The following is a 25,627-nucleotide window of genomic DNA, read 5'->3' as shown; positions in this document are numbered from 1 at the left end:
AGGCCGTTTCTGGGCGGGTCATTATCCTAGCTAAGGGATTAGAAGAAAAGATCGGAATTGCGGTTTGGAAGTTAGTTAAAAGAGAGACGAATTAGTTAAAAAATGATTAAAATTTGGCTTAAAATAAGGGCTGGAATTAGTTGAAACTTTAAATAGTTTTATGGCACTTCATCAAAAGTTTCCACAATCACCATATGAAATTCTTGATCCGGCGATCCGGTGGTTTCCGGCTGATGAGAATTTGCGTGAAAAGGGATATGAAAAACTACTCCCTCCACTCGTTGCCGAACTTCGCAAAAAAGTTCGGGATTGGCGATTGTCCGGTTATGACGGCGCTAGCGAAACAAGCAAAACATTGCTCAAGTGGTGGTTTTTAACTGATCATCCGACAGAAACATCAGACGGCGAGATATTTCTTTTTCAATACTACTTTGCCCAACGAGAGGCGGTGGAAACGATTATTTGGCTGTATGAAATCGCCAAGGCGAGAGATCCATACGCACTTATGCAATTTGATAGCTCGCGGGCGATTTCAACAAGTATGTTTAGCGAGACATGGACGCGATATGTAGTAAAGATGGCAACTGGTAGTGGAAAAACAAAAGTATTGAGTTTGATTTTGGCATGGTGCTACTATCACAAACTTTATGAGGACGATTCGCGGTTGGCCCGCAATTTTCTGGTCATTACGCCCAATATTATCGTTCTTGATCGTATTCGCGCCGATTTTGACGGACTCAAAATATTTTTTGGGGATCCCGTGCTTCCCGACAACGGCTATCAAGGACGGAACTGGCGCGATGATTTTCAAATGACGCTTCATATTCAGGATGAAATTGGCACTGTGCGAAAAACCGGCAATATCTTTCTTACGAACATTCACCGTGTCTACGAGGGCGCGATAGAGTCGGCGAGCTTCGGTGATCCCGATACAACCGATTATTTTCTTGGAAAGCAGCCGGTTGGCGCGACGAACGAATCAAAACTTGATCTTGGGGATATTGTTCGCAATGTGGACGAACTTATTGTGCTAAACGATGAAGCCCACCATATCCACGATCCGCGCTTGGCGTGGTTCAAGGCAATTGAGGATATTCACAATCGGCTCAAGATGAAAGGTGGTCAGCTTGCTTTGCAGGTTGATGTAACGGCTACGCCGAAGCACAACAGCGGCGCAATTTTTGTGCAAACGATAAGCGACTACCCGCTTGTTGAAGCAATCCATCAAAATGTCGTTAAGCACCCTGTTTTGCCGGATTCAGCCAGCCGCGCAAAATTACAGGAACACAAAAGCGCGAAGTATACCGAGAAATATAAAGATTATATCCATCTCGGTTTTCTTGAATGGAAAAAAGTGTACGACGTGCACACTAAGCTCGGCAAAAAAGCAGTCTTATTTTTGATGACAGATGATACAAAAAATTGCGATGAGGTGGCGGAATATCTTGAAAACACCTATGCGGAGCTAAAAGACGCGGTGTTAGTGATTCACACGAAAAACAACGGAGAAATTTCGGAAAGTGTAACTGGCAAAAAAGAGGAAGAACTAAAAATACTGCGTAAGGCGGCTAATGAGATTGATCAGCTCGACAGTCCGTACAAAGCGATTGTTTCGGTGCTTATGCTCAAAGAGGGCTGGGATGTTCGTAATGTAACGACTATTGTCGGCCTACGGGCTTATGTTGCGCAAAGCAACATTCTGCCCGAGCAGACGCTTGGACGAGGTTTGCGCCGAATGTATCGCGATCCGGACTTGCCGGAGCTTGTCAGTGTTGTAGGCACTGACGCATTTATGGATTTTGTGGAATCTATCAAAAACGAGGGAGTTGAATTTGAACACCGCAAGATGGGCGAAGGCACCGGCCCAAAAAGTCCGCTCGTGGTTGAAGTTGATCGCGAGAATATGAAAAAGGACATTGAGAAAATGGATATTCAAATTCCGGTTCTTACTCCCCGCATTTATCGCGAATATAAAAATTTGTCCGGACTTGATGTCGCGAAATTCGGTCATAAAAAAATCCCTATCAAAGAGTTTTCGGAGGAGGAAAAACGAGAGATTGTCTTTCGTGATATAGCGAGCGGAGATATTACCCACAAAACGGAGCTTGATAGCAATTTTGTGCCTAACTATCAAAGCGTAATCGGATATTTTACGCAGGTTATTATGAAAGAACTCCGGCTTGTTTCCGGCTATGACATACTTTACGGCAAGGTTAAGGAGTTTATCCAAGGACATTTATTTAATACGCGTATTGATCTTGATAACCTCAATTCGCTTCGCAATCTATCCGAAATTGAGGCTTCGCGGACGATCTTTGAAACATTCAAAAAAGAAATCAACACGCTCACTGTTTTGGATAAAGGCGAGACGGAAATTCGGGACTATATAAAAATCGGCAAAAGTCGCCCGTTCGTGGTCAAAGATCAGGAGTATATTGTGCCAAAGCGAAGCATTTTTAATAAAATTATTGGTGATAGCCATTTTGAGTTGGAATTCGCGAGCTTTCTTGAAAATTGCGAGGATATAATTTCTTACGCCAAAAACTATTTTGCGGTGCATTTCAAAATTGATTATAAAAACGCGGACGGAAGCATTTCAGATTACTACCCGGATTATATTGTAAAAGTACGCCCTGAAGAATACTATGTCGTTGAAACCAAAGGGCGAGAGGATCTCGATGATGTCGAGAAAATTAAACGGCTTGCTCAATGGTGCGTGGATGTAAACGCGAATCAAAAGAACGTCGTTTACAAAATGCTTTACGTCAGACAGGAAGAATGGGAAACCCAACAACAGAAACCTCGCAATTTTCAAGAAGTTGTTCGGACTTGGATTAAAAAATAAATAAAGCGGCGCGAGAGCTTTCTGCTGGCACAAATTCCGTCGGCGTTGAAAGCGAGGGGGGCGTTGTGGGAATGCCGCCATGGACCGTATGCGTATCGCTATGGCTTAGCTGCCTTATATATGCACCCAAAAATCCAAGAAGGTAATTTTCACGAGAGTATCAATCGTGCCATAACAGAAGAGCGGCATGTTGAGTATTTACAGGAAGTGCTGAAGAAGTACAAGGAGTATAAGCTGGAGTTTGAGAAAAATTTTACGGACAAGAATCCCAAAGATGCGGTGTATGCGTTCCGTGCAACGTATCTCCTGAAAAGGCCTGTATGGCGGGATATCGCAATTTTGGGTACGCAGACTTTTTGCGATCTTGCCGAGACGATAATTGAGTCGATGTGCTGGGATAACGATCACATGCACGGTTTTGAATTTCTCGACACGCGTAAAAGACCAGATCCATTGTTCACCGGTTCATCCATTGCGTTTTTTGCGCCGGGTTGGGAAGACGATCCGCATCCGACGTTCAAGACAGACGAAATCCGCATCTGCGACCTCGATTACTCCCGGCACCCAAGGCTGGAATTCATGTTTGACTTTGGCGACGGCCACAGGTTTGATGTTAAGTTGAAAGGAACGCGTCACGTTGATAAACAAGAAACAGCACGCGATTTTCCGCGCGTGATAGACCAGCGCGGCGTCGCGCCCGAACAATATCCTGCGCTTGATTAATGTATGCCGGATCAACATCTCCAACCTGTCACCGAATTCGAGCATTTCCTCAATCGTTTGAGTGAAGAAGATTTGAGGCTGCTTAACCGAATGGTCGTTGAACGATTAAAGCTCTATCACAAAGCCCGTGACTTGAAGGGTCTTGCGAAATTCAATCTCATGGACAGAGTGTACTTTACACATGAGGGGAAGCAGATCGTCGGCATCGTCATGAAACTCAACCGCCGGAGCGTAACAATCAAGACTGGCGATGGGCGCCAATGGAACGTCTCGCCGTCGTTTTTAACGAGGATCAAGGCATAGCATTTTCAAATGGGAGCGTCGTCGGCGCGGTCCCCGAATAACCGTTCCACGTCAGCGAGTTCGGGAAGTTGCCGCAGGATGGAGAGGATGTCCCGTATGGTTTTGTTGGGATGAATGGCGACGATGGCGCCGGAGGGGTCGGTCACGACCACGAGCGAGGCTTCTCCTTTTGCCACGCGGTTAGGGTCAAGGCCGAATTTCCGTGCCGTTTCAGGTAATCCGTCGCTTGACCACCACCCGCCCAAATCTTCAACATAGTTCGCGGTATAGTTACGGTAGCCATAGTTGCTCGTGATGCAATTCCAGAACGCGCAATAGCCTGTTCCCGTTAGTTCTTGTTGAAATGAGAATACATAAAATTTTTTTCCTGCTGGTATTTGGATGTAAGGAAACGACGTTGGCGCTCCCGCCTGGTAGCCGGTCGGATTGCCGGGCTGTACCGGTGAAGGTTCTCCGACTTTGAGCGGACCGAATGCGTCCACGCCGTTTAAGAGGCTGAAGTCGGCAATATCAGGATGGAGTTTCAAGACGGGGATAAGGTCTTCCATGCCCTTGTTCGGATAGATGCCGGCAATCCTCCCCTTCGAGTCGCCGATGACGACGATGGATTTCACTTTCCTATTTTCTTCCCGGTCAAAACCAATGATCTCCGGTAAGTCTGGGAAATTACGCGTTGTTTCTCCTTGCAGCCATCCGCCCATAGTTTGTACCAAAGCGCCATCAAGACTGCATGAAGCTTGGATGCACCAATTATCATATTGGACGACGAGTACGTAAAAATCTGACTCAGGTATCTTTTTGTACGGTGCGAACGTCCAATCTCCCGGTCCTGCTAACGGCATACTGCTTCCTAATGTTAATGGGCCAAATTCACGCACGCTCCGCAAGGGGGCTGAAACCCGGAAGCGGTAGAGAACCAGCGCGGCCAAGCCAGTCACGAGTATGAGACTTATACACGCGATGAGAGCATATTTTCGGTGCATAGAGTCTCAGTCGGTTATCTCTAACACGCCGATGCTCTCCCCATCGCCTTTGCGCGCTTTCATGAGTACTTTACACATATAATCCCAGCGTTCTACTTCCGTCAACGTGATGCACCCAAGTGTCACGCTGCCGGTATGGAGGTACCTCTCTCCGCCGTGACCAACGCGGAACCAGACTTTTGCCAATCTGGCACGGTCTAAATATGCTTCTCCGGGCTCATGCGGCGCGTCAGGTATTTCGATATCATAAAGACCATTTTTCCATGGTTCAGGGTCTTGGGGGAAGTTAAGGACTTTGTAGACGTTACGGTTCATCTTTAACGTTCCTCGAGAAAGCGAATATGTGAGATGCGCCGATCCGGTATGCGGATTTTCAGTACGGAGGTGTGATGTGCCGTTTGATTCGATTTGTACTGAAGCCTTCGTGCCCTGTATGATCCCTTCCATGATTTTAAAGTACTGGCGCTTAGTATCGTATTTTTCTAACGAGATTTTTAAGTGGTATGGAAGGCTTATGTTCTCGGTACCGTGTTCTGGCACGGTGACCACCCAGCCGTCTCCGCTCTCGTCTGCTACGTACAAAATCGTATCCGACACGCCTGCTTCCAAAGTTACTTCAAAGACCGCCTTTTTCCGGGTCAGATAACCGCGCCGTTCCCGCACTTCTATCGTATAGATGTTACGTTGAGACGAAGGGTCGCTCAAATTGACCTTGATCGTTTTTTGCACGCTTCCTACGTCGTTGAATACTAGATCTCGTTCGATGATTCTGATTGTTACTGGCAGGGCGAACGACACACCGTCGCCAAAGAATTGCCCTATTTCGACATTCAGCGCTCTATCGCTTCCCCGCTTCAGCCGCATATTCAACCCCACGAACTTGTTCAGGCTCTCGACTTCAATGCGGATGTCATCGCCGATGGAATCGCCGGTGTATTTGATGCGGGAAACTTTCAGCCGAATGAGTTTGGTCATAAATTAAGTAAAGAAACAAACTGATTCTACTTGTAGTATACCACATGACAATTACTCCTTCACCCCGCACTGCGGGGTAAACCGCCGGAGTGTCACGGTCAGAACTGGCGACGGGCGGCAGTGGAACGTGTCGCCGTCGTTGTTAACCCGTATGAACGGGTAATATTGTGAAAAACACGCTTTTTTGCTACGCTACCATTATGATTTCCTCATTCGTCCACGGCAAAGTCTACGTTTTCATCGACGTTTCTAATGTCTTCTATTCGCAGCGCACGCTTGGCTGGAAGGTTGCTTATGCCAAGTTGATGCGGTACCTTAAGCGCGAATGCGGCGAGGGCATGAAGTGTTTCGCTTACGCCGCCGTCGATGAAAACAATCTCGCCGAACGCAAATTCCTTGACATGCTCGATATCAACGGTTATATTCTGCGTACCAAAGCGCTCAAAGAGATTAAAACTAACGAAGGCAATAAACATAAGGGCAGTCTCGACATTGAACTCGCCTTTGAAATGGTGGAGCTCGCGGAGAAATACGATACCGCCGTTCTCGTTTCCGGCGACAGCGATTTTGCGCCCGCTCTGGAGCGGCTTAAACAAAGGGGAAAGCGGGTCATTGTGATGTCTACGCGCGGAAGGGTCGGTAAAGAACTCCTTAACCTCGCGAAATTCGTTGATCTAAGGAAGTTAAAAGCCGAGATCAGCCAATAAAAAAGAATCTGGAGCTATTCCTTGCGGAATACTCCAGAGTGCTATCGCAGTATTAAGATAGCATATCCCGCCAAGATGCGTCAAGGGTACGAATTTTAACATTCGCATTATGTTTGATACCAAAACTCTTCGACGGTTAGTCAAAGACTACCGGCAATATCAAGACTTGCGGCATCGGCTGAAGGCGCCTTCCGATCAGACGCGCTCTCTAGCCAAGCAGGCAATCACCCTGATGCGGCAGGATAAGTTTCAGGACGGGAAGCGGTTGCTGGCCGATGCCGAACGCACTCTGAGATCGGTTCAAGCTCTGCTCACGCGCCAGCCACTGCTCGCCACCGAAGGCTTCTTCCGCGAGGCGCTGGAGGAATACGTGGAGGCAAAAGCGTATTTGAGTTTTCTTACTGGCGGGAGACTCACTATCCCATCGTTCATTCCTCTCGATACCGACGAAGCTCTGGGCGGGGTTTGTGATTTTACCGGAGAACTGGTGCGCAAGGCCATGAGCATTGCCGACACCACGCACCTTAAAGAGATTGAGTCGTATGTCCGTATAACGCAATCAATTATGGACGAGCTCTCTCATGTATCCTTCTCCGGCAAGCTCCGGGAAAAGTATGACGACCTGGAGCGCAATCTCGTGAAATTGGAGCGGATCGCGTATGAGATTAAGCTGAAGCGTTGAAATTCGCCAAATGCGCCACAGCGGAATAAGATGTGTCCATTCGTTCATATATGCATGAAAGGAGGGTGGTTTAATAGAGTCCATGCCTGACCTTGATGAACTCTTGAAATTCCATTACGGCTTTGTCTCTTTCCGTCCCGGGCAGGAGGAGATTGTCGCAAGTATTCTTGCGGGACGCGATACGCTCGCGCTCATGCCCACCGGAGGGGGGAAGTCCTTGTGTTTCCAACTGCCCGCGCTCGCGCTTCCCGGCACGACCGTGGTGATCTCGCCCTTGATTGCGCTCATGAAGGATCAGGTGGATGCGCTGAACGTCAGGGGGATCGCGGCAAGTTTTATTAACTCATCCCTGCCGGATGACGAAATTGAACGGCGCACACAAGAGGTGTTAGCGGGAAAGACTAAGCTCCTCTACGTTGCCCCGGAGCGTCTGACCACCGGCTTTATTGAGATGTTGAAGAAAGTTTTCGTTTCCCTCGTCGCCATAGATGAGGCGCATTGCGTGTCCGCGTGGGGGCACGATTTCCGGCCGGATTATCTCGAAATTCAGAAACACATTTCCTGCCTCCCACAGCGTCCCATCCTCGCCGCCTTTACCGCGACCGCCACGCCCGAGGTGAAAGCGGACATCATCAAGCGGTTGGGGCTCAAGGATCCCCAAACGTTCGTGCGGGGGTTTGACCGCCCCAACCTCCGGTTCTTCACCCGTGCGTATCTCTCCGATTTTGAGCGGGATGAAGAAGTAGTGCGGCTCGCGCGTTCTATGAAAGGTTCCGGCATCGTGTACTGCGGCACGCGAGACAAGACTGAGGAACTCGCATGGTATCTTCAAGAACACGGGATTAAGGCGCTTCCGTATCATGCAGGCATGGATTCAGAGGAGAGGACACGCGTACAAGAGAAATTCATGCGGGACGAAGTGCCCGTAATCACTGCGACCATTGCCTTTGGCATGGGGGTGGACAAGCCCGATGTCCGTTTTGTCATCCACGCGCATATGCCTGCCTCTCTGGAGAATTACTACCAGGAAGCGGGACGCGCAGGAAGGGACGGCGAGATTGCGTACTGTGTGCTTCTGCATAGCAGGAAAGACAGCGCGCTCCACGAATTCTTCATTGGGAAGAATTATGAGGAATCATTGGAGCGGGGGAAGCCCTTGCAAGAGGCAACCGTCGTGCGCGTGATTAAATATGAGAAACTTAAGAAAATTCAGGAATATTCCACCGCCCGCGCCTGTCGCCGTAAGATCATCCTTGATTATTTCGGTGGCGGCTCTTCTCTTCAGAAGGACCATTGCCAAGGGTGCGATCATTGTTTAGGTAATCAACTCCTTTCTTTCCCGCGACCATGAACGCGCGACCCTCAAAGCCATGAGCGAATGCGAAGATCCTGCCCGTCTCGGCTCAATCAAAGAAAAGTGCCCCGACTCTGTCACGTACGACGATATCCGTTGGTTCATCGCAAAGATGAAGAAGGTCAAGTTATAAGTGAGAAATAAGAAGACCACGAATGAGACAGTCGCGTCAAATGAGACACGAAAGACCGCCCTTAAGAACTGTCTCATTTGTCTCATCCCTCCATTTAAGAGCCTGACCCAGCTCCGTTCCGGGGCATCAAGAAAGAGGCGCGGAAATCCTTGCGAAACCGCTATACTTTCAGTACCAGACCGAGCTAGGGAGCCAGAGAAATTGCGGCGGATTGGTTTGGGATTCGAATCTCGCCCTCGGAGTCAAATTATTGCGCGGTTCGCTTGTCCGCCTCTGGAGGAAGAGACCCACCTGCGTCCAGAGATTCTGGACTCCGGCGCGGCAGGCCCGTTTCCGTCTCAAAAACCTCACAGCAGGTTGGTAATCAAACAAGAACACTCTTTTCGGAGGGTGTTTTTTATTCCCAGTACGGCGCAGACGCTTCCTCCCGATCAGCCTCCCGCCATTTCATTTTCACCGGAGCCAGGCTATGACGGCATGGTAAGCCTTACCTTCCTCGCATTTCCTGGTGGGGAGTCTCTTTTTCGAGATTATCTGCGATGCCTTCCTCTGCCGCGTCATGGCCTTAAGTTAAAAATATCAATGATCCATCCTGAAAGAGAGTAAATTGCAGCGGAGGAATCGTAAAAGTCGTTTCCTGCGGCTCTTGGTGTATAACCAAACATATTGTCAATCAAGACAGAAAGTGGGAGAATATAAGAGTAGTTATGGAGGGATTAGCCATAGTGCTATTCTACCTAGTCAATTTCTATATTCTTGGTCAGTTTTATATAGTCCTATGCTCAAAACACTATTGAAGTATTTATTTAAGTTCTCAACGGGGGGTACTAGACCCTACCAGGCGGGGAAATCCCAGGGAGCAGCAAAGAAAACAGCCACAAAGGGGGCGCAGAGAGCTAGAAAAAGGACAGTATCTGCTTTTCAATTACACAAAATTCCCGAGAATCCCATACTTTTCCCCCGTACAGAGAATGAGTGGGAGGGGTGGCAGACATTCAATCCAGGAGCGATCGTGCTGAACGATGTCGTCCATTTTTTGTACCGAGCGATTGGAAAAGACGGCATTTCGCGCTTTGGGTATGCGGCGTCCAAGGATGGATTTGTGATTAACGAAAGGCTGCCCCATCCTGTGTACGAACATCGGGTCGGGCGGAGGCCTTCCCAGGTGTATTGTTATCAGTCGGGCGGGAGCTGGGGCGGTAGTGAGGATCCGCGCATTGTGCGCGTGGGCGACGAGGATGTTTTGTATATGATGTATACGGCCTGCAACGGCGACTTACGGGTTGCACTCACCTCAATATCTCTCGAAGACTTTCTGCAGAAGCGGTGGCATTGGAAAGCGCCCCTCCTCATCTCTCCTCCCGAGGAGGTCCATAAGAACTGGGTGATATTCCCGGAGAAGATACATGGGAAGTATGCGATACTGCACAGCCTCAATCCAGAGGTGCTCGTCGAGTATGTGGACAGCCTCGAATTTAAAAATCAGGCTTGTATCGCCAGCAATCACGGCGGGAAACCGCGGCAGAATTGCTGGGATCGATGGATACGGGGCGCCGGGCCGGTGCCGCTCAAGACGGACTATGGTTGGCTGGTATTCTACCACGCGATGGATCATGACTGGAGCAAGTACCGGGTCGGCGCGCTCTTGCTTGATCACGATGACCCGACTATAGTGCGCTCTCGCGCACGCACGCCAGTCTTAGAGCCTAGTGAGCCGTATGAGCATCACGGGTTTAAACCAGGTGTGGTGTACGTTTCAGGCGCCGTGGTGAAAGACGGACAGCTGCTCGTGTACTATGGCGCGGCAGACAGTTACGTCTGCGTGGCCCATGTCGATTTTGCGCAGTTCATCGACGCGCTCCGGAAAGACCAGGAGCCTGTACTCACGCGGAGCGTCGTGCGAGAGAAATCATAAGATACACCTTATGCTTGCTACGTTTTTATTGATGCTCGTGGATGGGTTATTTTTTTTACGCAGCTATGATCGTCGAGCGATTGAGTAAAAATCCGATACTCATCCCCCATCGGCATCAATCGTGGGAGGCGGATGCGGTATTTAATGGATGCCCGGTACTCCACCAGGGTTCCATTTACCTGCTCTACCGTGCTGTCTCACTGCCTCATTTCCATTCTGCCGCAAACACCACGCTGAAGGTGTCTGATGTGGGGATCGCGAAAAGTAAGGATGGCGTGCATTTTTCTGCACGGCAACGATTTATTGTTCCTGATATGCCGTGGGACCGGTTTGGGTGCGAAGATCCTCGGGTGACTGCCCTTGAGGGAATGTATTACATCTTTTATACCGCGCTGTCCGAGTATCCGTTTAGAGCCGATGGCATCCGCGTGGGCGTGGCCGTGAGCGCCGACTTGCAGACTATCAAGGAGAAACACCTCGTGACGTCGTTTAATGCGAAGGCCATGGCACTATTTCCGGAGAGAGTGAACGGCAAGATCTGGGCGGTGCTGTCGGTGAATACTGACCGGCCGCCCACGCATATATGCCTCGCGAGTTTTGACACGCCGCAAGACATGTGGGTAGAGGATTACTGGCAGGAGTGGTACCGTAATCTCTCCGCGCAGCCCACCCTGCCGCTCCAGCGGACTCCCTATGACCACGTTGAAGTAGGTGCGCCTCCTTTGAAGACAAAGGCGGGCTGGTTACTGCTTTACTCGTATATCAAGAACTACAGTCATCCTCATCAGGTGTTTGGCGTGGAAGCAGTATTGCTTGATCTCAAGGATCCACGACACGTCATTGCGCGTACCCTGTATCCGCTGCTTACCGCAGAGGAATACTATGAGAAAATCGGGATCGTGCCGAATGTGGTATTCCCCTCGGGCGCGCTCATCCGCCGAGGGAAGGTGTACCTGTACTACGGCGCCGCTGATACCGTTTGCTGTCTCGCATTTATTTCCCTCAAAGGATTATTGCAGAAACTCACAGCGCCTGCTGGTCCCCTGCGATCGTTGTGGGCGCGCGAGCAACAGATGTTTGCGCCCATCGCTGATCATCCGTGGGAGTCTAAGGCGGTATTCAATCCCGCGGCTGTGTACCTGAATGGCAAGGTGCATCTCCTGTACCGCGCCATGTCTCACGACAATACGTCAGTGTTGGGATACGCCAACAGCACGAACGGATTTGACATTGATGAGCGGTTACCAGAGCCGGTCTACGTTCCTCGAGAGGTATTTGAACAAAAAGTGGTGCCCGGGGCGAATTCGGGATGCGAAGATCCGCGGCTGACGAAGATGGGTACTAAATTCTATATGTGCTATACGGCCTACGATGGAAAAAATCCACCGCGGGTCGCGCTCACCTCAATTCATGAGAAGGATTTCCTTGAGAGAAAATGGAATTGGGCAAAACCCGTACTCATTTCGCCGCCCGGGTGCGATGATAAAGATGCGTGTCTCTTCCCGGAGAAGATCAACAGCACCTACCTCATTATCCATCGAAGTGGGGATGATATTGACCTTTCATTTCATGCCAGCCTTGCGTTTGACGGGAAGACGTGGCTCGAGGAGTACCGCTGGATCGCGCCGCGGAAAGGCATGTGGGATTCACGTAAAGTTGGCATTGCTGCGCCGCCGTTGAAGACCGATAAAGGGTGGCTGGTGCTCTACCATGGCATATCCGACGATGATGGTCAATACCGCGTCGGCGCCGTGTTGGCCGATGTGAAGGATCCTACCCGCATTATCGCGCGAACTGATGAGTCGCTGTTTGAGCCGCGGATGCCGTTTGAAAAATTAGGTCAGGTATCGAATGTCGTTTTCCCTTGCGGCGCGGTCATTAGGGGCGGTGATCTTTACATGTATTTCGGGGCCGCAGATCAGGTCGTCGGCGCAGCCTCTCTCTCCTTGGCAACCCTCTGGAAGACACTAGATATGGGCAGCTTGTAGGCCGTGTGAAAGGCAATGCACATTGCATTTTCTTGCTGGGCGGCACATGGTGTGGTCAGAGATTACGGTGCGGGCAGAAACGGCGCAGAAGGCGGATGTAATCTTTTTTGTTACGTCGCGACTTCTTATCATATACATGCATGGTCTCAGGAGAGCGAAAGGTTGATAGCTTCACAGGACACCCTGTGGCTCTTGCTATAGGGTTACCTTAAGGAAAAAGTTTAAGAGCAGTAACATGGTTAGGTTCGTAAGACCGTGGGATCGCCAGCCGTGATCCCCTACGGTCTCTATCGCAGGGAGGGGACATCCGAAAGCCACTTTTCGTTGAATATATATACGGAAATTGTTCAATTTTGCACTAAGATACTACCACGATTTTACCAATACAAACGGCAAATATTTATCCACTAATCCTTGCAAGCAGGTTCTAACGTCAGTCAAGGCGGAGAGGAATATGGGACAGCGAGCGTACAAGCGCTCGTTTTCTCTTTTATTTACATGCATTTTGAGAGGTTCTGACCATTCGGAATACTGCCGTATTTAGAGGTCCTAAACCCGCCCCGCATTTGCGGGGCGGGTTTAGCGTTTGGGCGATTTTCCTTGATTTAAGTCATATTTCGTGGGATTATTGAAACATGGCAAATAATGCTCCCACGGAACACCCGGAGAGTTTAAACAGGGATTTGGCCCTTAGGCTTATTTTGTGCGCTGGTTTGGCGATTTTTTGGGTTGTCTTCCTGTGGAATTTCTGGAGCAAAGGAGTGTATGCGCTGGGATTCAATGCCTTTATTTTTCTGGTTTTATTTCTTGGGTTATTCGTGTGGGTCTTGCGCAAAGAAGGGCATTTTGGAAAGAATGATCTCGCGTGGCTCATACCGTTCACACTTATCGTCCTGAGTTTCGCGCTCTACGATAATCCTTTTCTAAAAATATTCAGTCTCATGGTTCTGCCGGCGGGGTTTGCGATTTTTTACAATCAGGCGTTTTTGCCTGATAAAGAGTCAAAGTACTGGGATATCGAGTATGTGCTAAGGATAATTAGCCGATTTTTCTCATTCCTCTTGCAGATTGGCAAGTCCGCCACACTCTATCTGAATCTTATTGTACCGACCGGATCGGCAAAGAAGCGGATTGCGGTAAGAGTAACAGCCGGCCTAGTCTTGTTTTTGGTCATCGCGCTCACTGTCTTCATTCCGCTTCTCTCCTCTGCCGATGCTGTGTTCGCCGAACGCATGAAAGGCATCTATGATTGGTTCAAAGAAATTATCTCTGTGCCATTCATGTACAAGCTGCTGGTGGGCATTGCTTTATCAATCCTATTCTCATCAGTGCTCGCGGCGTGGAGCGGGCCGTTTGATTACGGCAAAAAAGAGAAACAGGACAAGCCGATCGACTCGATTGTCGCAGGGATCGTGCTCGGCGGCATCCTCTGCCTGTATGCGCTTTTTCTCTGGGTGCAGGTGAAGCGTTTGTGGGTGGGAGACCTCCCCTTTGATTTCAAGGAAACCGAGCATTTGGTGAAAAGCGGTTTTTGGCAGCTGCTGTTTTTGTCCGTGATCAATATATTGATTTATTTCTTCGCATACAGAAAAACCAGCCCCATAGTGCAAAAGATTCTGGCGGCTTTTACTGCCGCGTCATTGCTGTTGCTAGTTTCCGCAGGCTATCGCATGGGGCTCTATGTCACCTATTACGGGTTCAGCTACGAAAAATTTTTTGCCGCCTACACGGTGCTCTATTGTGCGATAGTCTTTGTGTGGCTCATCACGCGCTTGTTTATCGCGCAGCGCTCCAATATCCTCAAATTTTTGGTAGTGCTCTTTATTTGGATGTATGCCGCGGTGACGGTGTTACCCGTTGAACAATTCATCTTACGTGCCAATGTCGCCCTGTCCGGCATAGAAAATTCAAGAATTCGGCTGTACGAGCTTACCATGCTGTCACCGGACGTGCTCTCATTAGTGAAACGATATGAGCAACAAGGCGCGTTGAAAGAAAAAGCCGATTATCTGGAGAGAGAAGGGAAAAATAAATCTGAAGAAGCATTTGACTGGACACCCTGGATCGAGCGGCAGGAGAAGAGAGTGGCGGAGAAGGTGTGGTATGAAATGAACATCATGAATCTCATGACCAGGCGCTGATTGTTTCCAAGATTGTTCAGATTTGTATAAGACTGGGTTATAAGCCTGGTCCTTATTAACGCCATCTTATCCTAGAGAGTTTTGATTTTTAACATCCCTTTCAGGGTGTTTTTGATTGGGTAAGAAAGGGAGTTCGAACCCGATTGACTGAATGAATAGAAGGGATTATTATATGAACGTATGTTCATATATAAACGTTGTCGTTGTCATTCCTCATCACCGGCGTTAGAGCAAGGAGATGCTTCACTCGTTGCGGCGGAGAATACATTGAAATTGCTTGCGGTGCCTGCGCGCGTGAGACTACTCTTGCTGCTCTCCCGAGGCGCGCACTGCGTGTGCGATTTAATGACGCATACGCGCATGTCCCAAACACTCATATCGCATCACCTGGCCGATCTGATGGCAGGAGGCGTGGTGGAGAAAAAACGCGCTGGCAAGTACATTGATTATGCTCTGACGGCGCAAGGGAAGCGCCTTATTCGCGTATTGCGCTTATTAAATGCACCACTATGAAGATACAAGTTATGGGCACAGGATGCCCTACGTGTAAAATGCTCTTAGAGCGAACAAAAGAAGCAGTAACATTGTTGGGGGTATCTGCAGAGATTGAATATATCACGGATGTGGAAAGGATTGTGGCTAGGGGGATTATGCACAGTCCGGTTCTCGTCATTGACGAGAAGTCTGTGTTGGCCGGGAGTCTGCCCTCTTTAGAGAAAATAAAGGAACTCATTCAGCAGGCAGGATAGTATGAGTATTTGGTACCCGCTTGAACAATTCGCCGATTGGGCGGCATTCCGCGTCTTTTCACTCGGCGAGGCGACCCGCATTGGCGAGAGCGTGCGGTTTTTTATTTACGACACCCTAAAGATATTTATTCTTCTCTTTAGCATAGCGCTCGTCATGGGTTTGGTGAATGAGTATTTTCCCGTGGAAAAGGTGCGTGCGTATCTTAGTACTAAAAAATTATATGGCGCTGATTACTTATTGGCAGCGCTTTTTGGCACTATCACGCCTTTCTGCTCCTGTTCCTCGGTGCCGCTCTTCATAGGGTTCGTGCGCGGCGGCATTCCCTTGGGGGTGACTTTAGCCTTCCTTATCAGCTCGCCGCTAGTCGATTCGGTAGTGATAGCTATGCTTCTGGGTGTATTTGGCGTTAAAGTTACCCTTATTTACGTAATGAGCGGGATACTGGTAGCGGTGGTTGCCGGCTACCTGCTTGGGAAAATGAGGTTAGAAAAGTATTTATCGTCTTGGGTTACGCAAGCCGTAATGCAGGAGGTGCAGGGAGTATTTATTCAGGAAGGTAACGGTTTTTCAAAGAAGCTAGCTCGCGCTGCCAGAGGAACATGGAACATCGTGCGGAGCGTGGGGGTTTATGTAATCATCGGTGTGGGCGTGGGCGCGGTCATTCATGGCTTTGTTCCCATAGGATTTTTTGAAACATATCTCCCTGTGAATAGTCTCATCGCCGTACCGGTTGCCGTCATGGTAGCTGTGCCCCTGTATGCGAATGCGGCAGGGATACTCCCTATTGCGCAAGCGCTGGTAGACAAGGGCATTCCGCTCGGAGTGGTGCTTGCCTTTATGATGGCAGCGGTCGGCCTCTCTTTCCCGTCTGCCATAATGCTCAAGAAAGCGATGACCTGCAGGCTTATCGCCATATTTTATGGCACAATCACGGCGAGCATAATCATACTGGGGTATGTGTACACATGGATATTATAGTTGAGAGAAAGTTTTTGCAGGCGAATAGCCTCGATATAGCGAAGGCGCTTATTTATTATGACTTTTTCTCCATGGCTTTTTTCCCATTATTTTGGTAAGCTTATAAGGAAGATATCGCATGACCATTTCGACCATTCATGGTTTTCCCTGATAATCCAGTCCTTGCCGCGTTTTATGCCACGCTCTTTACCTGGGGCATGACTGCCGTCGGAGCCGCCGGCGTTTTCTTTTTTAAAACAATTAAGCAGAGGCTTTTAGACGCCATGCTTGGCTTCACCGCAGGAGTCATGATTGCGGCGAGTTTTTGGTCGCTGCTTGCGCCTTCCATTGCCATGAGTGAGAAGCTTGGCATACTCCCGTGGATGCCTCCTGCTGTTGGTTTTTTAAGCGGCGGCTTGTTTCTCTGGCTGATTGATAAAGCGCTTCCGCATTTATGGTTCGGTCAGCCGCTTGCGCGCGTGGAAGGCATACGCACGTCCTGGCATAGGACGATGCTCCTTTTTTTGGCGATCACGTTCCATAATTTTCCGGAGGGGCTTGCGATCGGCGTGGCGTTCGGGGCTGCGGCGCAGGGCATAGACGGGGCAAGCTGGGCAGGCGCGGCCGCGCTCGCGCTGGGGATCGGGATACAGAATTTTCCCGAAGGGCTCGCGGTATCGCTTCCGTTCCGTCGGGAAGGATTGAGCCGTTGGCGCGCTTTTTTCTACGGGCAGGCATCCGCGCTCATTGAACCGGTGGCGGCAGTATTGGGTGCGGCGAGCGTGCTCGTCATGCGCGGGATATTGCCGTATGCGCTTGCCTTTGCCGCAGGCGCCATGATTTACGTGTCGGTGGAAGAAATAATCCCTGCATCGCAGAAAAATGCCACGGACGTGGCAACCATCGGGGCCATGATCGGATTTACAGTCATGATGGTGCTTGACGTCGCGTTTGGGTAACTGATTCAGATTATTGATTTCAGACCTATGTGGCCGAATTGCAGCATTTCGGCCACTTTTTAAAGACCAATTCAACAGATAAAAATGCGTTTATTTAAGCGTCCTCTGCCTGGATTTCCACTGGTTTCGCATTATTAATTTCAAAATTACCCCAGCCGTATTTATCCGGATTAAAACCGTCTCCGCACGCGGTTTCGATCAAGGCCGTGCAAATTTGGTAAGGGTCCAGATTCGCCGCTGGCCGGCGGTCCTCCAAATAACCCTTACCGGCATTGGCCGTGGCCATGGGAATGCGGATAGAGGCTCCCCGGTCGGACACGCCATAACGGAATTGGTAAATACTGCAAGTTTCGTGTTTGCCGGTTAAACGCTTATCGTTATCCGCGCCATACACCCGCAAATGTTCTTTATGGAATTGGCCCAGTTTTTGGCAAGTTTTTTTAATGACTGCTAAACCGCCGTCTTCGCGCATGCTCTTGATTGAAAAATTAGTGTGGCCACCGGCGCCGTTCCAATCTCCTGGCATGGGTTTGGGATCCAGTTTGGCATACACGGAAAAATTTTCTCCCAAGCGATACAATAGCCAGCGCGCGAGCCACAACTGGTCGCTCACTTCCAAAGGACTTAGCGTGCCGACCTGGAATTCCCACTGCGCCGGCATTACCTCGGCGTTAATGCCGGATATGGCGAGTCCGGCTTCCAGGCAGGCCTCCACATGTTCCATTATCAGCTCACGGCCGTGTACTTCATCGTAACCGACGCCACAATAATAACGCCCTTGCGGATGCGGGAAACCGCTCGTCGGCCACCCCAGTGGCCAATCTTTATGATATAAAGTATATTCTTGCTCAATGCCGAACAACGGTTCATGAGACCGGTATTTGGCGGCGGTTGCGGCTAACACATGGCGCGTGTTGGAAACGTGCGGCGTGCCGTCGGCATTCAGCACTTCACAGAGCACTAATATGTGCGGCGCTTTGTGTATCGGATCGGTGACAAAATGTACCGGTTTCAGCATGCAGTCGCTAAAGTGACCTTCGGCCTGTTCGGTGGAAGAACCGTCAAAACCCCAATCCGCCAAATCGCTAATTTTGGCTATAGGCCCGTTCACAATTTTTGTTTTGGAACGCAATTTGGCGGTGGGTCGTCGGCCGTCCAGCCATATATACTCGGCCATAACTTTTTCGGACATAACCATTCTCCCGTGGCGGCTGGCTGGTAAACGGCCAGCGTCGGCAACTGCCGGACGTCAAGCGGAAAGCCGCCATAATAAATAAAAACCTTTATAGGTTACCTGTGAGGCACCAAATAAGCCCCTCGTTAATTGGTACTTTACCATTATAAAAGACTATGGCCGATCGGTCAAAATCGGGTATCGGCAGATATCGCCAGATTACATAATTTAGCATATTCACCAAACGCCTTGACAACAATGTTAGAATAATACAACATTAAGATTGTGAGGTATTTCTAACTATTATCTTATGACCTACCAAAGATATAAATTCGCAAAAATTATCGTAGCAATGATATTAGCTGCAGTGATAAGCCAAGCTATTATTATCGATAATTACCCATTGGCAGCGGCATCGGTTGCGATTGCGGCGGGGCTTATGATGATGTTCCGCAGGCAGGTGAAAGAGGTTATCGCTGACGAGCGGGATTATCAGATCGCGGGCAAGGCGGCGCGCTATGCCATGGTAATATTTGCGGTTATGGCGAGCATTGCCACTTTTATTCTCATTGCTTTACGGGAAGGGCACCCTCTCTTTGAAGTAATAGGTTATGTATTAGCGTATGCTACCTGTTTTATCCTCCTCGTTTATAGCATTATTTTCAATTATCTCAATAAACCGCGTGTGCAGAGTCGTAAAGTTCTGGCTTTTATATTGATGGGAGCATTACTCTTGGCGTTTGTGATAGTCGGCCTGCGCCTATTCAGCGGGGACGAGGATACATGGCTCTGCGATGAGGGGCAGTGGATCAAGCATGGTAATCCGCGAACACCTATGCCTGATGCGCCTTGCGTTGACGATACGATGTGAGCCGCAGGAGGAGCGATAACCTCCGGCATCCATTGAAAAAATGAGGCAATAGTCGTATCAAGTCGCGTGAAAACATTTATGAAAAATCGTATTAAAGAATTTCGTACAAAGTATAACCTGACGCAAGAGCAACTGGCCGCGCACGCGGGTGTGCGCAGGGAAACCATCGTGTTTCTGGAGCAGGGGAAATATAATCCTTCTCTGAGGCTTGCCTATCAGATTGCTAAGATCCTCAAAACCAGAATCGATGATCTTTTTATTTTTTCTTAAGTAGTTTTTGGGTAGCAGCAATATGGAAAAAATGTATAAGACGGAACAGGAATGGAAGGCTCTGCTCACACCGGAGCAATACCGGATAATGCGCACGCAGGGGACCGAGCCTGCGTTTTCCTGTCCTACGGGAATGCCTCATAAAAGCGGCGCGTACCATTGCGCCGCGTGCGATTTGCCTTTGTTCCGCGCGGACGCCAAATTTGAATCAGGCGCCGGCTGGCCGAGCTACTACCAGGCCTGTTAACCCAGAAAACATTAAAGCGCGCGAGGATACTACGCACGGCATGCAGCGCACGGAAGTGCGCTGCGCACGATGCGATTCTCACCTTGGGCATGTGTTTGATGACGGGCCCAAACCCACGGGCAAGCGGTACTGCATTAATTCCGTGGCTATGCGATTTGTCGTTGCTAAGGTTTAAATATGAATTCTATTGGGCAAAAAGTATATCAGCGTGTTGCTTTCGGCGGTGGATGCTTTTGGTGCACTGAAGCGGTTTTTCTTGGATTAAAAGGGGTGGTGAATGTTACCTCGGGATACGCCGGAGGGACGGTGCCGAATCCCACCTACGAACAAGTGTCCACCGGCGCCACCGGGCATGCGGAAGTAATTCTGGTAGTATACGATCCTCAAATTATCTCGTATGAAAAATTACTTGAAATTTTTTTCGAAAGTCATGATCCGACCAGCCTGAACCGGCAGGGTGACGATATCGGCACCCAATATCGATCTATTATTCTTTTCACCGTACCTGACCAGCGTGCCGCCGCAGAACGTTTTGTGAACGAGCTCGCCGATGCCCGCGTTTACGACAAACCCCTCGTGACGGAAATCGCTCCCTTGGAGGCGTTTTATCCTGCGGAAGAGTACCACAAGAATTATTACGCCTGCCATCTTAATGAGGGGTATTCAAGAGCAGTCATTAAGCCGAAAATCGAAAAAATAAGGAAGAAGTATCAGGAGTTGCTCGTGGTAAAGCCATAAAAATATGAGCCATTTGGCGCGAAATGGCTCGAAAGCAGATTTTTATTAAAAATCCCGACTTCAATAGGGACTTTTTATGTGGATATGAATGTTCTCTCCATTATCACGAGTATCTCGTAACAAAGGAGGGAACACGAACAGATGGATTTTCACCTGTTCGTGTTTTTATAGTGAGGAGAGATTAATGCATGATTACATAATCGGCGGCGAGGGTTACCGCTAAATTTTGGTTGGAGAGAGTAATTGAGGCGGGATTGTATTTGAGCTGTTCGCTCCAACTCGCGAGTTTTGGGCAAACAGTATCGCCCTGAACTCGCAAGTACCCCTTTCCTCGCCAGAAGGGAATGTGGGTGCGCGCCAATTTGGTCGGGAGCGTGCGGTAGTAGATATTTCGCCAGACCATTTCGGGAGGAACACCTGGAATCGGGCACATGAAGGTGACTTGAATGTATTTTCCTTCAAGGTCACCTACGCAGGTTCCGTTCAGTTTGTATCTTGCCAACGACCCGGCAAAATAACGAGCCAGCATTTCCGTTGCTTGGGCTGGCGTAATGCCGGGATAGAGTACCCGGTAACGGGAACGATAGTATTCCCGTTGTTCAATCGGAATAGGACCGGTCCACCCCACTTCTGCCAACTGTTTCCAACAGGGAAGTCGCTCATAAGCATCAAGCCCGTGCTCATCGGACTCAACGATATAAGCTTCCAATAGCGGGATGAAGCTGTCGGCGAGAGCCGAGTACTGCTTCTCGTCCATGAAAGTGCTTTCCGGTATCGGTAATAAGTCGAACCCAAGTATGTGAACTAATGAGCTGAAATCGTTCGCATACTCATTCACCGTGCGTCGATTTGTTGCGATATCATCTCGGTTAAAGAGATGGAGTGCGCCCATATCCTCAATTCGTATACGAATTTCCAACCCTGGAGGATAATGTTGCTGTACCCGCCGTTGAAGACACATGAGCATTTTTAACGCGACAAGTTCAGCCACGTCAATACTGAGACCACAAATGGTTTTTCTCCCTCCACATGGTGTCAGAATGGGGATGGGACGTTGAAGGCCAACGTAATATTTCACGATCTCGGTAACCCCTTGTTGGAGCTCAGATGTTACGGGTACACCTTCTTGCCGGACTTGGTTAGAGCCGATAAGTTCGGCAACGACCTGATCTAAATTCTCTCCGGCGTTGGTGCAGCAAAGCGGGACATCGAATGCCACTTTTATGATTTTTTCAATCGCAGGAATGAGGAATCCCGCAAACCCTTCGGTTTGGATGTGTAAATTTTCCACGGCAAATTCTCCTCTATTTTTTCGTCTAGGTTTTCAAAGGGCAGGAATTACAAAATCTCTCTATTTGTGAATTAGTTTTAACGTTCAGTTAAGCAGAGAGAGAGAGAGTTGTCAATGACTATGGGGAGTGGGAAAGAAATTTGACATAAAAATCATGCTGAGCTATAGTGTGGATACTTAATATGAAATATACGAACGTGCAATTGAATTGGTGGAGCACTGGTCTCTCTCGGAGATCAGTGGTTTGAGGTATTCCAGAGATTTTTTACCTTACCTAACGCTGACTGATCCCCGAGAGGGGGTCAGTTTTTTGTTATGTACGCCATTGGTTTTAAATTAAGGAGACCTCCCTACCCCCTCCCCGTGATAAACACGGGTCAGGCTCTTAGTAAGGAGGGGACATAAGGGGTGGTATCCATTGAATACTTATGAGTTTTCAATATCAAGAGTTCGAATTTAGCACCGATTTAAAGCCATTTGAGATATTTGAAAGGCTTGCACAGCGCTGCGAAAACGCTTTTATCCTTGAGTCGCTTGGCGCGGAATCGGAGTTTTCCCGTTTCACGTACCTTGGCGCGGAGCCGCAATCAGTGGTTTCTGATGCCACTACTGATTATGCCGCGTTAAAGGGTCTGCTTCCCCATGTCGAGGGGCTGCCGCCGCATTATCATGGCGGTCTGGTGGGATATGTCTCATATGACGGCACGGCGCTTTTTGAACCGGCTTTCTCGGGGAAAAAGCAGCCGTATTTTCCCCAATTTGAGTTCGGACTCTACCTTGATGGTTTTATTTTTGATAAGCACACGCAATCAATACGGTACTTCACGCTTGAAAAGGACAGGAGAGCGCAGTTCAAGGAGATGCTAAAAAAACATGGTGAGACACCCCGTTTTGAGGTGGAATCGCACACCTCGGATATGTCGCTGCCGCAATACCAAGAGGCGTTTGCATCAATCAAAGAGCATGTGGGGAGGGGCGATGCATTTCAGATTGTATTTTCTGTGGGGTTTGAGTATGAGTGTGCAGGATCGCCAGTCGCGGTGTACGGGAACCTGCGCGAAATTAATCCTTCGCCGCACATGTATTGTATGAAGTTCCGGGAAAGGTATGCGCTGGGTGCATCGCCGGAATTGTTATTCAGGACCAAGGGGCACGCAATTGAGCATTTTGGCACGCTTGCCGGGACCATAAAGCGCGGCGCAGACAGGCAAGAGGATGAGCGTCTTGCGGCGCAATTAAAATCCGACGAAAAGGAAGTGGCAGAACACATGATGCTCGTGGATTTGGCGCGCAATGACGTCGGCAGGGTGGCGGAGTTCGGGAGCGTGCGCGTAGAAGGGCTCATGGCAGTGAAGCGCTATAGCCATGTGCAGCATTTATCGACAGAAATACGCGGGACTCTGCGCAAAGGGTTGGACAGTTTTGATGTTCTGGCGGCGTGCGCCCCCGCAGGCACGCTCACTGGCGCGCCCAAGATTGAGGCAATGAAAATAATCGCCGCATTGGAGAGGAGCCCGCGCGGTTTGTACGGGGGGTCTGTCGGATATTTTAGCGTGAATGGCGATGCGATGTTTGCGATTGCGATCCGTTCGCTCTTTGTCTCAGGCAACAAGGCATATACCAGGTCAGGAAGCGGGATTGTGTATGATTCGGTGTGCGAGAAGGAATATGAGGAGATTATGAATAAACAGAGGGCAATACAACAGGCGGTAGCGTGTGCGCGAGTGTGAACGTACAGTCGTTCGGCTTGTCCGTTGGAAAAACACGCGTCCCCGCCTCCAGCGCGGCGGGGCACTCCGCCTCGTCCCGCCACTGCGGGACTGCGGAGGGTTTTTCAACGGCTAATCCTCACTCTGAGATTAACCCCGCCCACTAGGAGGAGAAGGGAAGAAGAAAGATTATGAAAATACTTATTATCGACAACTACGATTCATTCACCTACAACCTCTACCAATATGTGGGGATGTTGGGAGGAAATCCTGTGGTAGAAAGGAATGATGCAGTCACATTAGATGACGTGAGGGGAGGAGGGTATACCCATGTCGTCATTTCCCCGGGCCCGGGCGATCCTACGGACCCCCAATACTTCGGTGTATGTAAAGACGTTATTCTTGAATGCGGAAAAACGACGCCGGTGTTGGGCGTGTGTCTCGGGCATCAGGGGATTATTGCGGCGTTTGGGGGGCGCGTGGTGCGCGCGCCAGTCGTCAAACACGGCAAAGTGAGCCTTATCGTGCACGAAGGAAAAGGTATTTTCAAGAGTCTTGCCAGTCCCTTGCAGGGCATGCGCTATCATTCTCTCGCGGGCGAGAGGGAAAGCCTCCCTGCATGCCTCGAGATTACGGCCCTCGCAAAGGATGACGGGCAGATCATGGGCGTGCGGCATCGCCAATTTCCTATTGAGGGTATTCAGTTCCATCCCGAATCGATTAGGACGGAATTGGGTATGGATTTAATAAAGAATTTTTTAGGCCTATGATATACTCTGAAATACTCAACAAAATACTCAATCGAGAGAGCTTTACTTTAACAGAGGCAGAGCTAGTGATGGAAACGATTATAGGAGGGGACTATACCCCTGCGCAGATTGCCGCATTGTTGGTAGCACTTCGCATAAAAGGCGAAACTGCAGAGGAGATCGTGGGTTTTGTGCGGTCGCTCCGCACCCACGCAATAGCCTTACCCGGCGCACACACGGAAGTTTTTGATACGTGCGGGACTGGCGGCGATGGCAGAGGCACTTTCAACATTTCTACGGCAACCGCGCTGGTCGTCGTGGCGTGCGGAGTGAAAGTGGCAAAACACGGCAACCGGGCGGTCTCGAGCGCGTGCGGGAGCGCGGACGTCCTGGAAGCGCTGGGTGTGAATATTAATCTCACGCCCGCGCAGGCAAGCCGCTGTTTAGAAGAAGCGGGTATTGTGTTTCTCTTCGCGCCTCTGTATCACCCTGCGTTTGCGAAGGTGGGGCCAGTGCGGAAAGAGCTTGGAGTGCGCACGCTGTTCAATATCTTAGGGCCGCTCGTGAATCCCGCGATGCCGCGGCGGCAAATTATCGGCATTGCCGATCCCGCGAAGATGCAGATAATTGCGCAAACTCTACGGCTTTTAGGCAGCGAACACGCAATGGTAGTGCGCAGTGGGGATGGGCACGACGAGCTTACCACTACGGCCACTGCTGACGCGTATGAAGTGAAGCGAGGAATTATCGAGAAGTATGTCTTAGATCCGCAGGATTACGGTTTTTCGCACGCGACGAACAATGACCTGAGAGGTGGTGATGTACAGGAGAATGCATCGATTATCCGTGCCGTGCTCTCGGGAGAGAAAGGAGCGCGGCTTGATACGGTGCTTTTCAACAGCGGTGCGGCGTTGTATGTGGCGGGGCAAGCGAAGGATGTTGGAGAAGGGATTGCAATAGCGAGAGAGGCAGTGACGAATGGGGAAGCGACGAAGTTGTTGGAAAAGTTTATTGAGGTGAGTAATAGGTTGAAAAGTTGATTATCGGGCACGAATACGTCCTGTTGTCATCCCGTACCGAGATACGGGATCTAGATAAAACAAAAAGAAAACGATCGGTAATTCATGTTTGTTATTTATCTGGATTCCCGCCGGAGCCCCGCC

At 49.6% G+C, this 25,627-nt stretch carries 24 protein-coding genes and 1 pseudogene; 21 read left to right on the top strand and 4 right to left on the bottom strand.

Translation table 11 applies throughout. From position 1 onward, the window contains the following. Nucleotides 1-160: 160 nt before the first annotated feature. From WC659_01825 to WC659_01815, 3 genes are all read left to right on the top strand, one after another. Nucleotides 161-2,845, top strand: coding sequence for a DEAD/DEAH box helicase family protein (locus WC659_01825; protein ID MFA4872654.1), 2,685 nt, complete (start codon nt 161-163; stop codon nt 2,843-2,845). Nucleotides 2,846-2,965: 120 nt separating this feature from the next. Next, nucleotides 2,966-3,568, top strand: a complete 603-nt coding sequence (locus WC659_01820; protein ID MFA4872653.1) for a hypothetical protein — start codon at nt 2,966-2,968, stop codon at nt 3,566-3,568. Nucleotides 3,569-3,571: 3 nt separating this feature from the next. Continuing rightward, a complete protein-coding gene (locus WC659_01815; protein ID MFA4872652.1) occupies nt 3,572-3,871 on the top strand; it encodes a hypothetical protein in 300 nt (99 codons plus the stop codon). Between the two features lie 5 nt (nt 3,872-3,876). On the opposite strand, the gene WC659_01810 is transcribed toward WC659_01815, so the two are convergent. Together WC659_01810 and WC659_01805 are read right to left on the bottom strand one after the other, a co-directional pair. Then, nucleotides 3,877-4,854, bottom strand: coding sequence for a hypothetical protein (locus tag WC659_01810; protein ID MFA4872651.1), 978 nt, complete (start codon nt 4,852-4,854; stop codon nt 3,877-3,879). A 6-nt stretch (nt 4,855-4,860) separates the two neighbouring features. After that, a complete protein-coding gene (locus tag WC659_01805; GenBank protein MFA4872650.1) occupies nt 4,861-5,829 on the bottom strand; it encodes a hypothetical protein in 969 nt (322 codons plus the stop codon). Nucleotides 5,830-6,029: 200 nt separating this feature from the next. Between WC659_01805 and WC659_01800 the strand changes: the two genes are divergently transcribed. From WC659_01800 to WC659_01750, 11 genes are all read left to right on the top strand, one after another. Further along, a complete protein-coding gene (locus WC659_01800; GenBank protein MFA4872649.1) occupies nt 6,030-6,536 on the top strand; it encodes an NYN domain-containing protein in 507 nt (168 codons plus the stop codon). Nucleotides 6,537-6,702: 166 nt separating this feature from the next. Further along, nucleotides 6,703-7,218 (top strand): hypothetical protein, encoded by a 516-nt coding sequence (locus tag WC659_01795; protein ID MFA4872648.1) that lies wholly within the window; start codon nt 6,703-6,705, stop codon nt 7,216-7,218. 82 nt (nt 7,219-7,300) lie between these two features. Further along, on the top strand, nt 7,301-8,569 hold the full coding sequence (locus WC659_01790) for an ATP-dependent DNA helicase RecQ (protein ID MFA4872647.1): 1,269 nt from the start codon (nt 7,301-7,303) through the stop codon (nt 8,567-8,569). Nucleotides 8,570-8,705: 136 nt separating this feature from the next. Continuing rightward, complete coding sequence (locus WC659_01785; protein MFA4872646.1) at nt 8,706-9,311, top strand: hypothetical protein; 606 nt, start codon at nt 8,706-8,708, stop codon at nt 9,309-9,311. Nucleotides 9,312-9,483: 172 nt separating this feature from the next. Continuing rightward, nucleotides 9,484-10,620, top strand: a complete 1,137-nt coding sequence (locus WC659_01780; GenBank protein ID MFA4872645.1) for a hypothetical protein — start codon at nt 9,484-9,486, stop codon at nt 10,618-10,620. 65 nt (nt 10,621-10,685) lie between these two features. Further along, the gene (locus tag WC659_01775) at nt 10,686-12,608 is read left to right on the top strand and encodes a hypothetical protein (GenBank protein ID MFA4872644.1); all 1,923 of its coding nucleotides are present in this window, start codon (nt 10,686-10,688) and stop codon (nt 12,606-12,608) included. Nucleotides 12,609-13,243: 635 nt separating this feature from the next. Beyond that, a complete protein-coding gene (locus WC659_01770) occupies nt 13,244-14,749 on the top strand; it encodes a DUF4153 domain-containing protein (protein MFA4872643.1) in 1,506 nt (501 codons plus the stop codon). 180 nt (nt 14,750-14,929) lie between these two features. Then, nucleotides 14,930-15,262, top strand: a complete 333-nt coding sequence (locus WC659_01765; GenBank protein MFA4872642.1) for a metalloregulator ArsR/SmtB family transcription factor — start codon at nt 14,930-14,932, stop codon at nt 15,260-15,262. Continuing rightward, nucleotides 15,259-15,498 carry a thioredoxin family protein gene (locus WC659_01760; GenBank protein ID MFA4872641.1) on the top strand — a complete coding sequence of 80 codons (240 nt, stop codon included), beginning with the start codon at nt 15,259-15,261 and terminating at the stop codon, nt 15,496-15,498. The genes WC659_01765 and WC659_01760 overlap by 4 nt, the downstream gene beginning before the upstream one ends. 1 nt (nt 15,499) lies before the next feature. Then, entirely contained in the window at nt 15,500-16,477 is a 978-nt protein-coding gene (locus WC659_01755; protein MFA4872640.1) for a permease, read from the top strand. A 137-nt stretch (nt 16,478-16,614) separates the two neighbouring features. Then, nucleotides 16,615-17,415, top strand: coding sequence for a ZIP family metal transporter (locus tag WC659_01750; protein MFA4872639.1), 801 nt, complete (start codon nt 16,615-16,617; stop codon nt 17,413-17,415). A gap of 94 nt (nt 17,416-17,509) precedes the next feature. Here WC659_01750 and WC659_01745 read toward each other — a convergent pair whose 3' ends face one another. Then, complete coding sequence (locus WC659_01745; protein ID MFA4872638.1) at nt 17,510-18,607, bottom strand: glutamine synthetase beta-grasp domain-containing protein; 1,098 nt, start codon at nt 18,605-18,607, stop codon at nt 17,510-17,512. 292 nt (nt 18,608-18,899) lie between these two features. Here WC659_01745 and WC659_01740 point away from each other — a divergent pair, with 292 nt between their 5' ends. The 4 genes and pseudogenes from WC659_01740 to msrA all read left to right on the top strand — a co-directional run bounded on the left by WC659_01740 (nt 18,900) and on the right by msrA (nt 20,715). Further along, the gene (locus WC659_01740) at nt 18,900-19,460 is read left to right on the top strand and encodes a DUF2178 domain-containing protein (GenBank protein ID MFA4872637.1); all 561 of its coding nucleotides are present in this window, start codon (nt 18,900-18,902) and stop codon (nt 19,458-19,460) included. Between the two features lie 78 nt (nt 19,461-19,538). Beyond that, nucleotides 19,539-19,730, top strand: coding sequence for a helix-turn-helix transcriptional regulator (locus tag WC659_01735; protein MFA4872636.1), 192 nt, complete (start codon nt 19,539-19,541; stop codon nt 19,728-19,730). A 22-nt stretch (nt 19,731-19,752) separates the two neighbouring features. Further along, nucleotides 19,753-20,152: pseudogene (msrB, locus tag WC659_01730) on the top strand (peptide-methionine (R)-S-oxide reductase MsrB). Between the two features lie 2 nt (nt 20,153-20,154). Further along, entirely contained in the window at nt 20,155-20,715 is a 561-nt protein-coding gene (gene msrA, locus WC659_01725) for a peptide-methionine (S)-S-oxide reductase MsrA (protein ID MFA4872635.1), read from the top strand. 181 nt (nt 20,716-20,896) lie between these two features. Here msrA and WC659_01720 read toward each other — a convergent pair whose 3' ends face one another. Continuing rightward, nucleotides 20,897-22,006, bottom strand: a complete 1,110-nt coding sequence (locus WC659_01720; GenBank protein ID MFA4872634.1) for a hypothetical protein — start codon at nt 22,004-22,006, stop codon at nt 20,897-20,899. 428 nt (nt 22,007-22,434) lie between these two features. Between WC659_01720 and WC659_01715 the strand changes: the two genes are divergently transcribed. The 3 genes from WC659_01715 to trpD all read left to right on the top strand — a co-directional run bounded on the left by WC659_01715 (nt 22,435) and on the right by trpD (nt 25,504). Then, nucleotides 22,435-23,736, top strand: coding sequence for an anthranilate synthase component I family protein (locus WC659_01715; protein ID MFA4872633.1), 1,302 nt, complete (start codon nt 22,435-22,437; stop codon nt 23,734-23,736). Between the two features lie 170 nt (nt 23,737-23,906). Further along, nucleotides 23,907-24,485, top strand: coding sequence for an aminodeoxychorismate/anthranilate synthase component II (locus tag WC659_01710; GenBank protein MFA4872632.1), 579 nt, complete (start codon nt 23,907-23,909; stop codon nt 24,483-24,485). Beyond that, nucleotides 24,482-25,504, top strand: a complete 1,023-nt coding sequence (gene trpD, locus WC659_01705) for an anthranilate phosphoribosyltransferase (protein ID MFA4872631.1) — start codon at nt 24,482-24,484, stop codon at nt 25,502-25,504. Before WC659_01710 ends, trpD begins: the two co-directional genes overlap by 4 nt. The last annotated feature ends 123 nt before the right edge of the window (nt 25,505-25,627 follow it).

Source organism: Patescibacteria group bacterium, from assembly GCA_041645165.1.
GTDB lineage: Bacteria > Patescibacteriota > Patescibacteriia > 2-02-FULL-49-11 > 2-02-FULL-49-11 > 2-02-FULL-49-11.
Note: the sequence above shows the minus strand (reverse complement) of the source record. Positions and strands in the feature narration are given on the sequence as shown.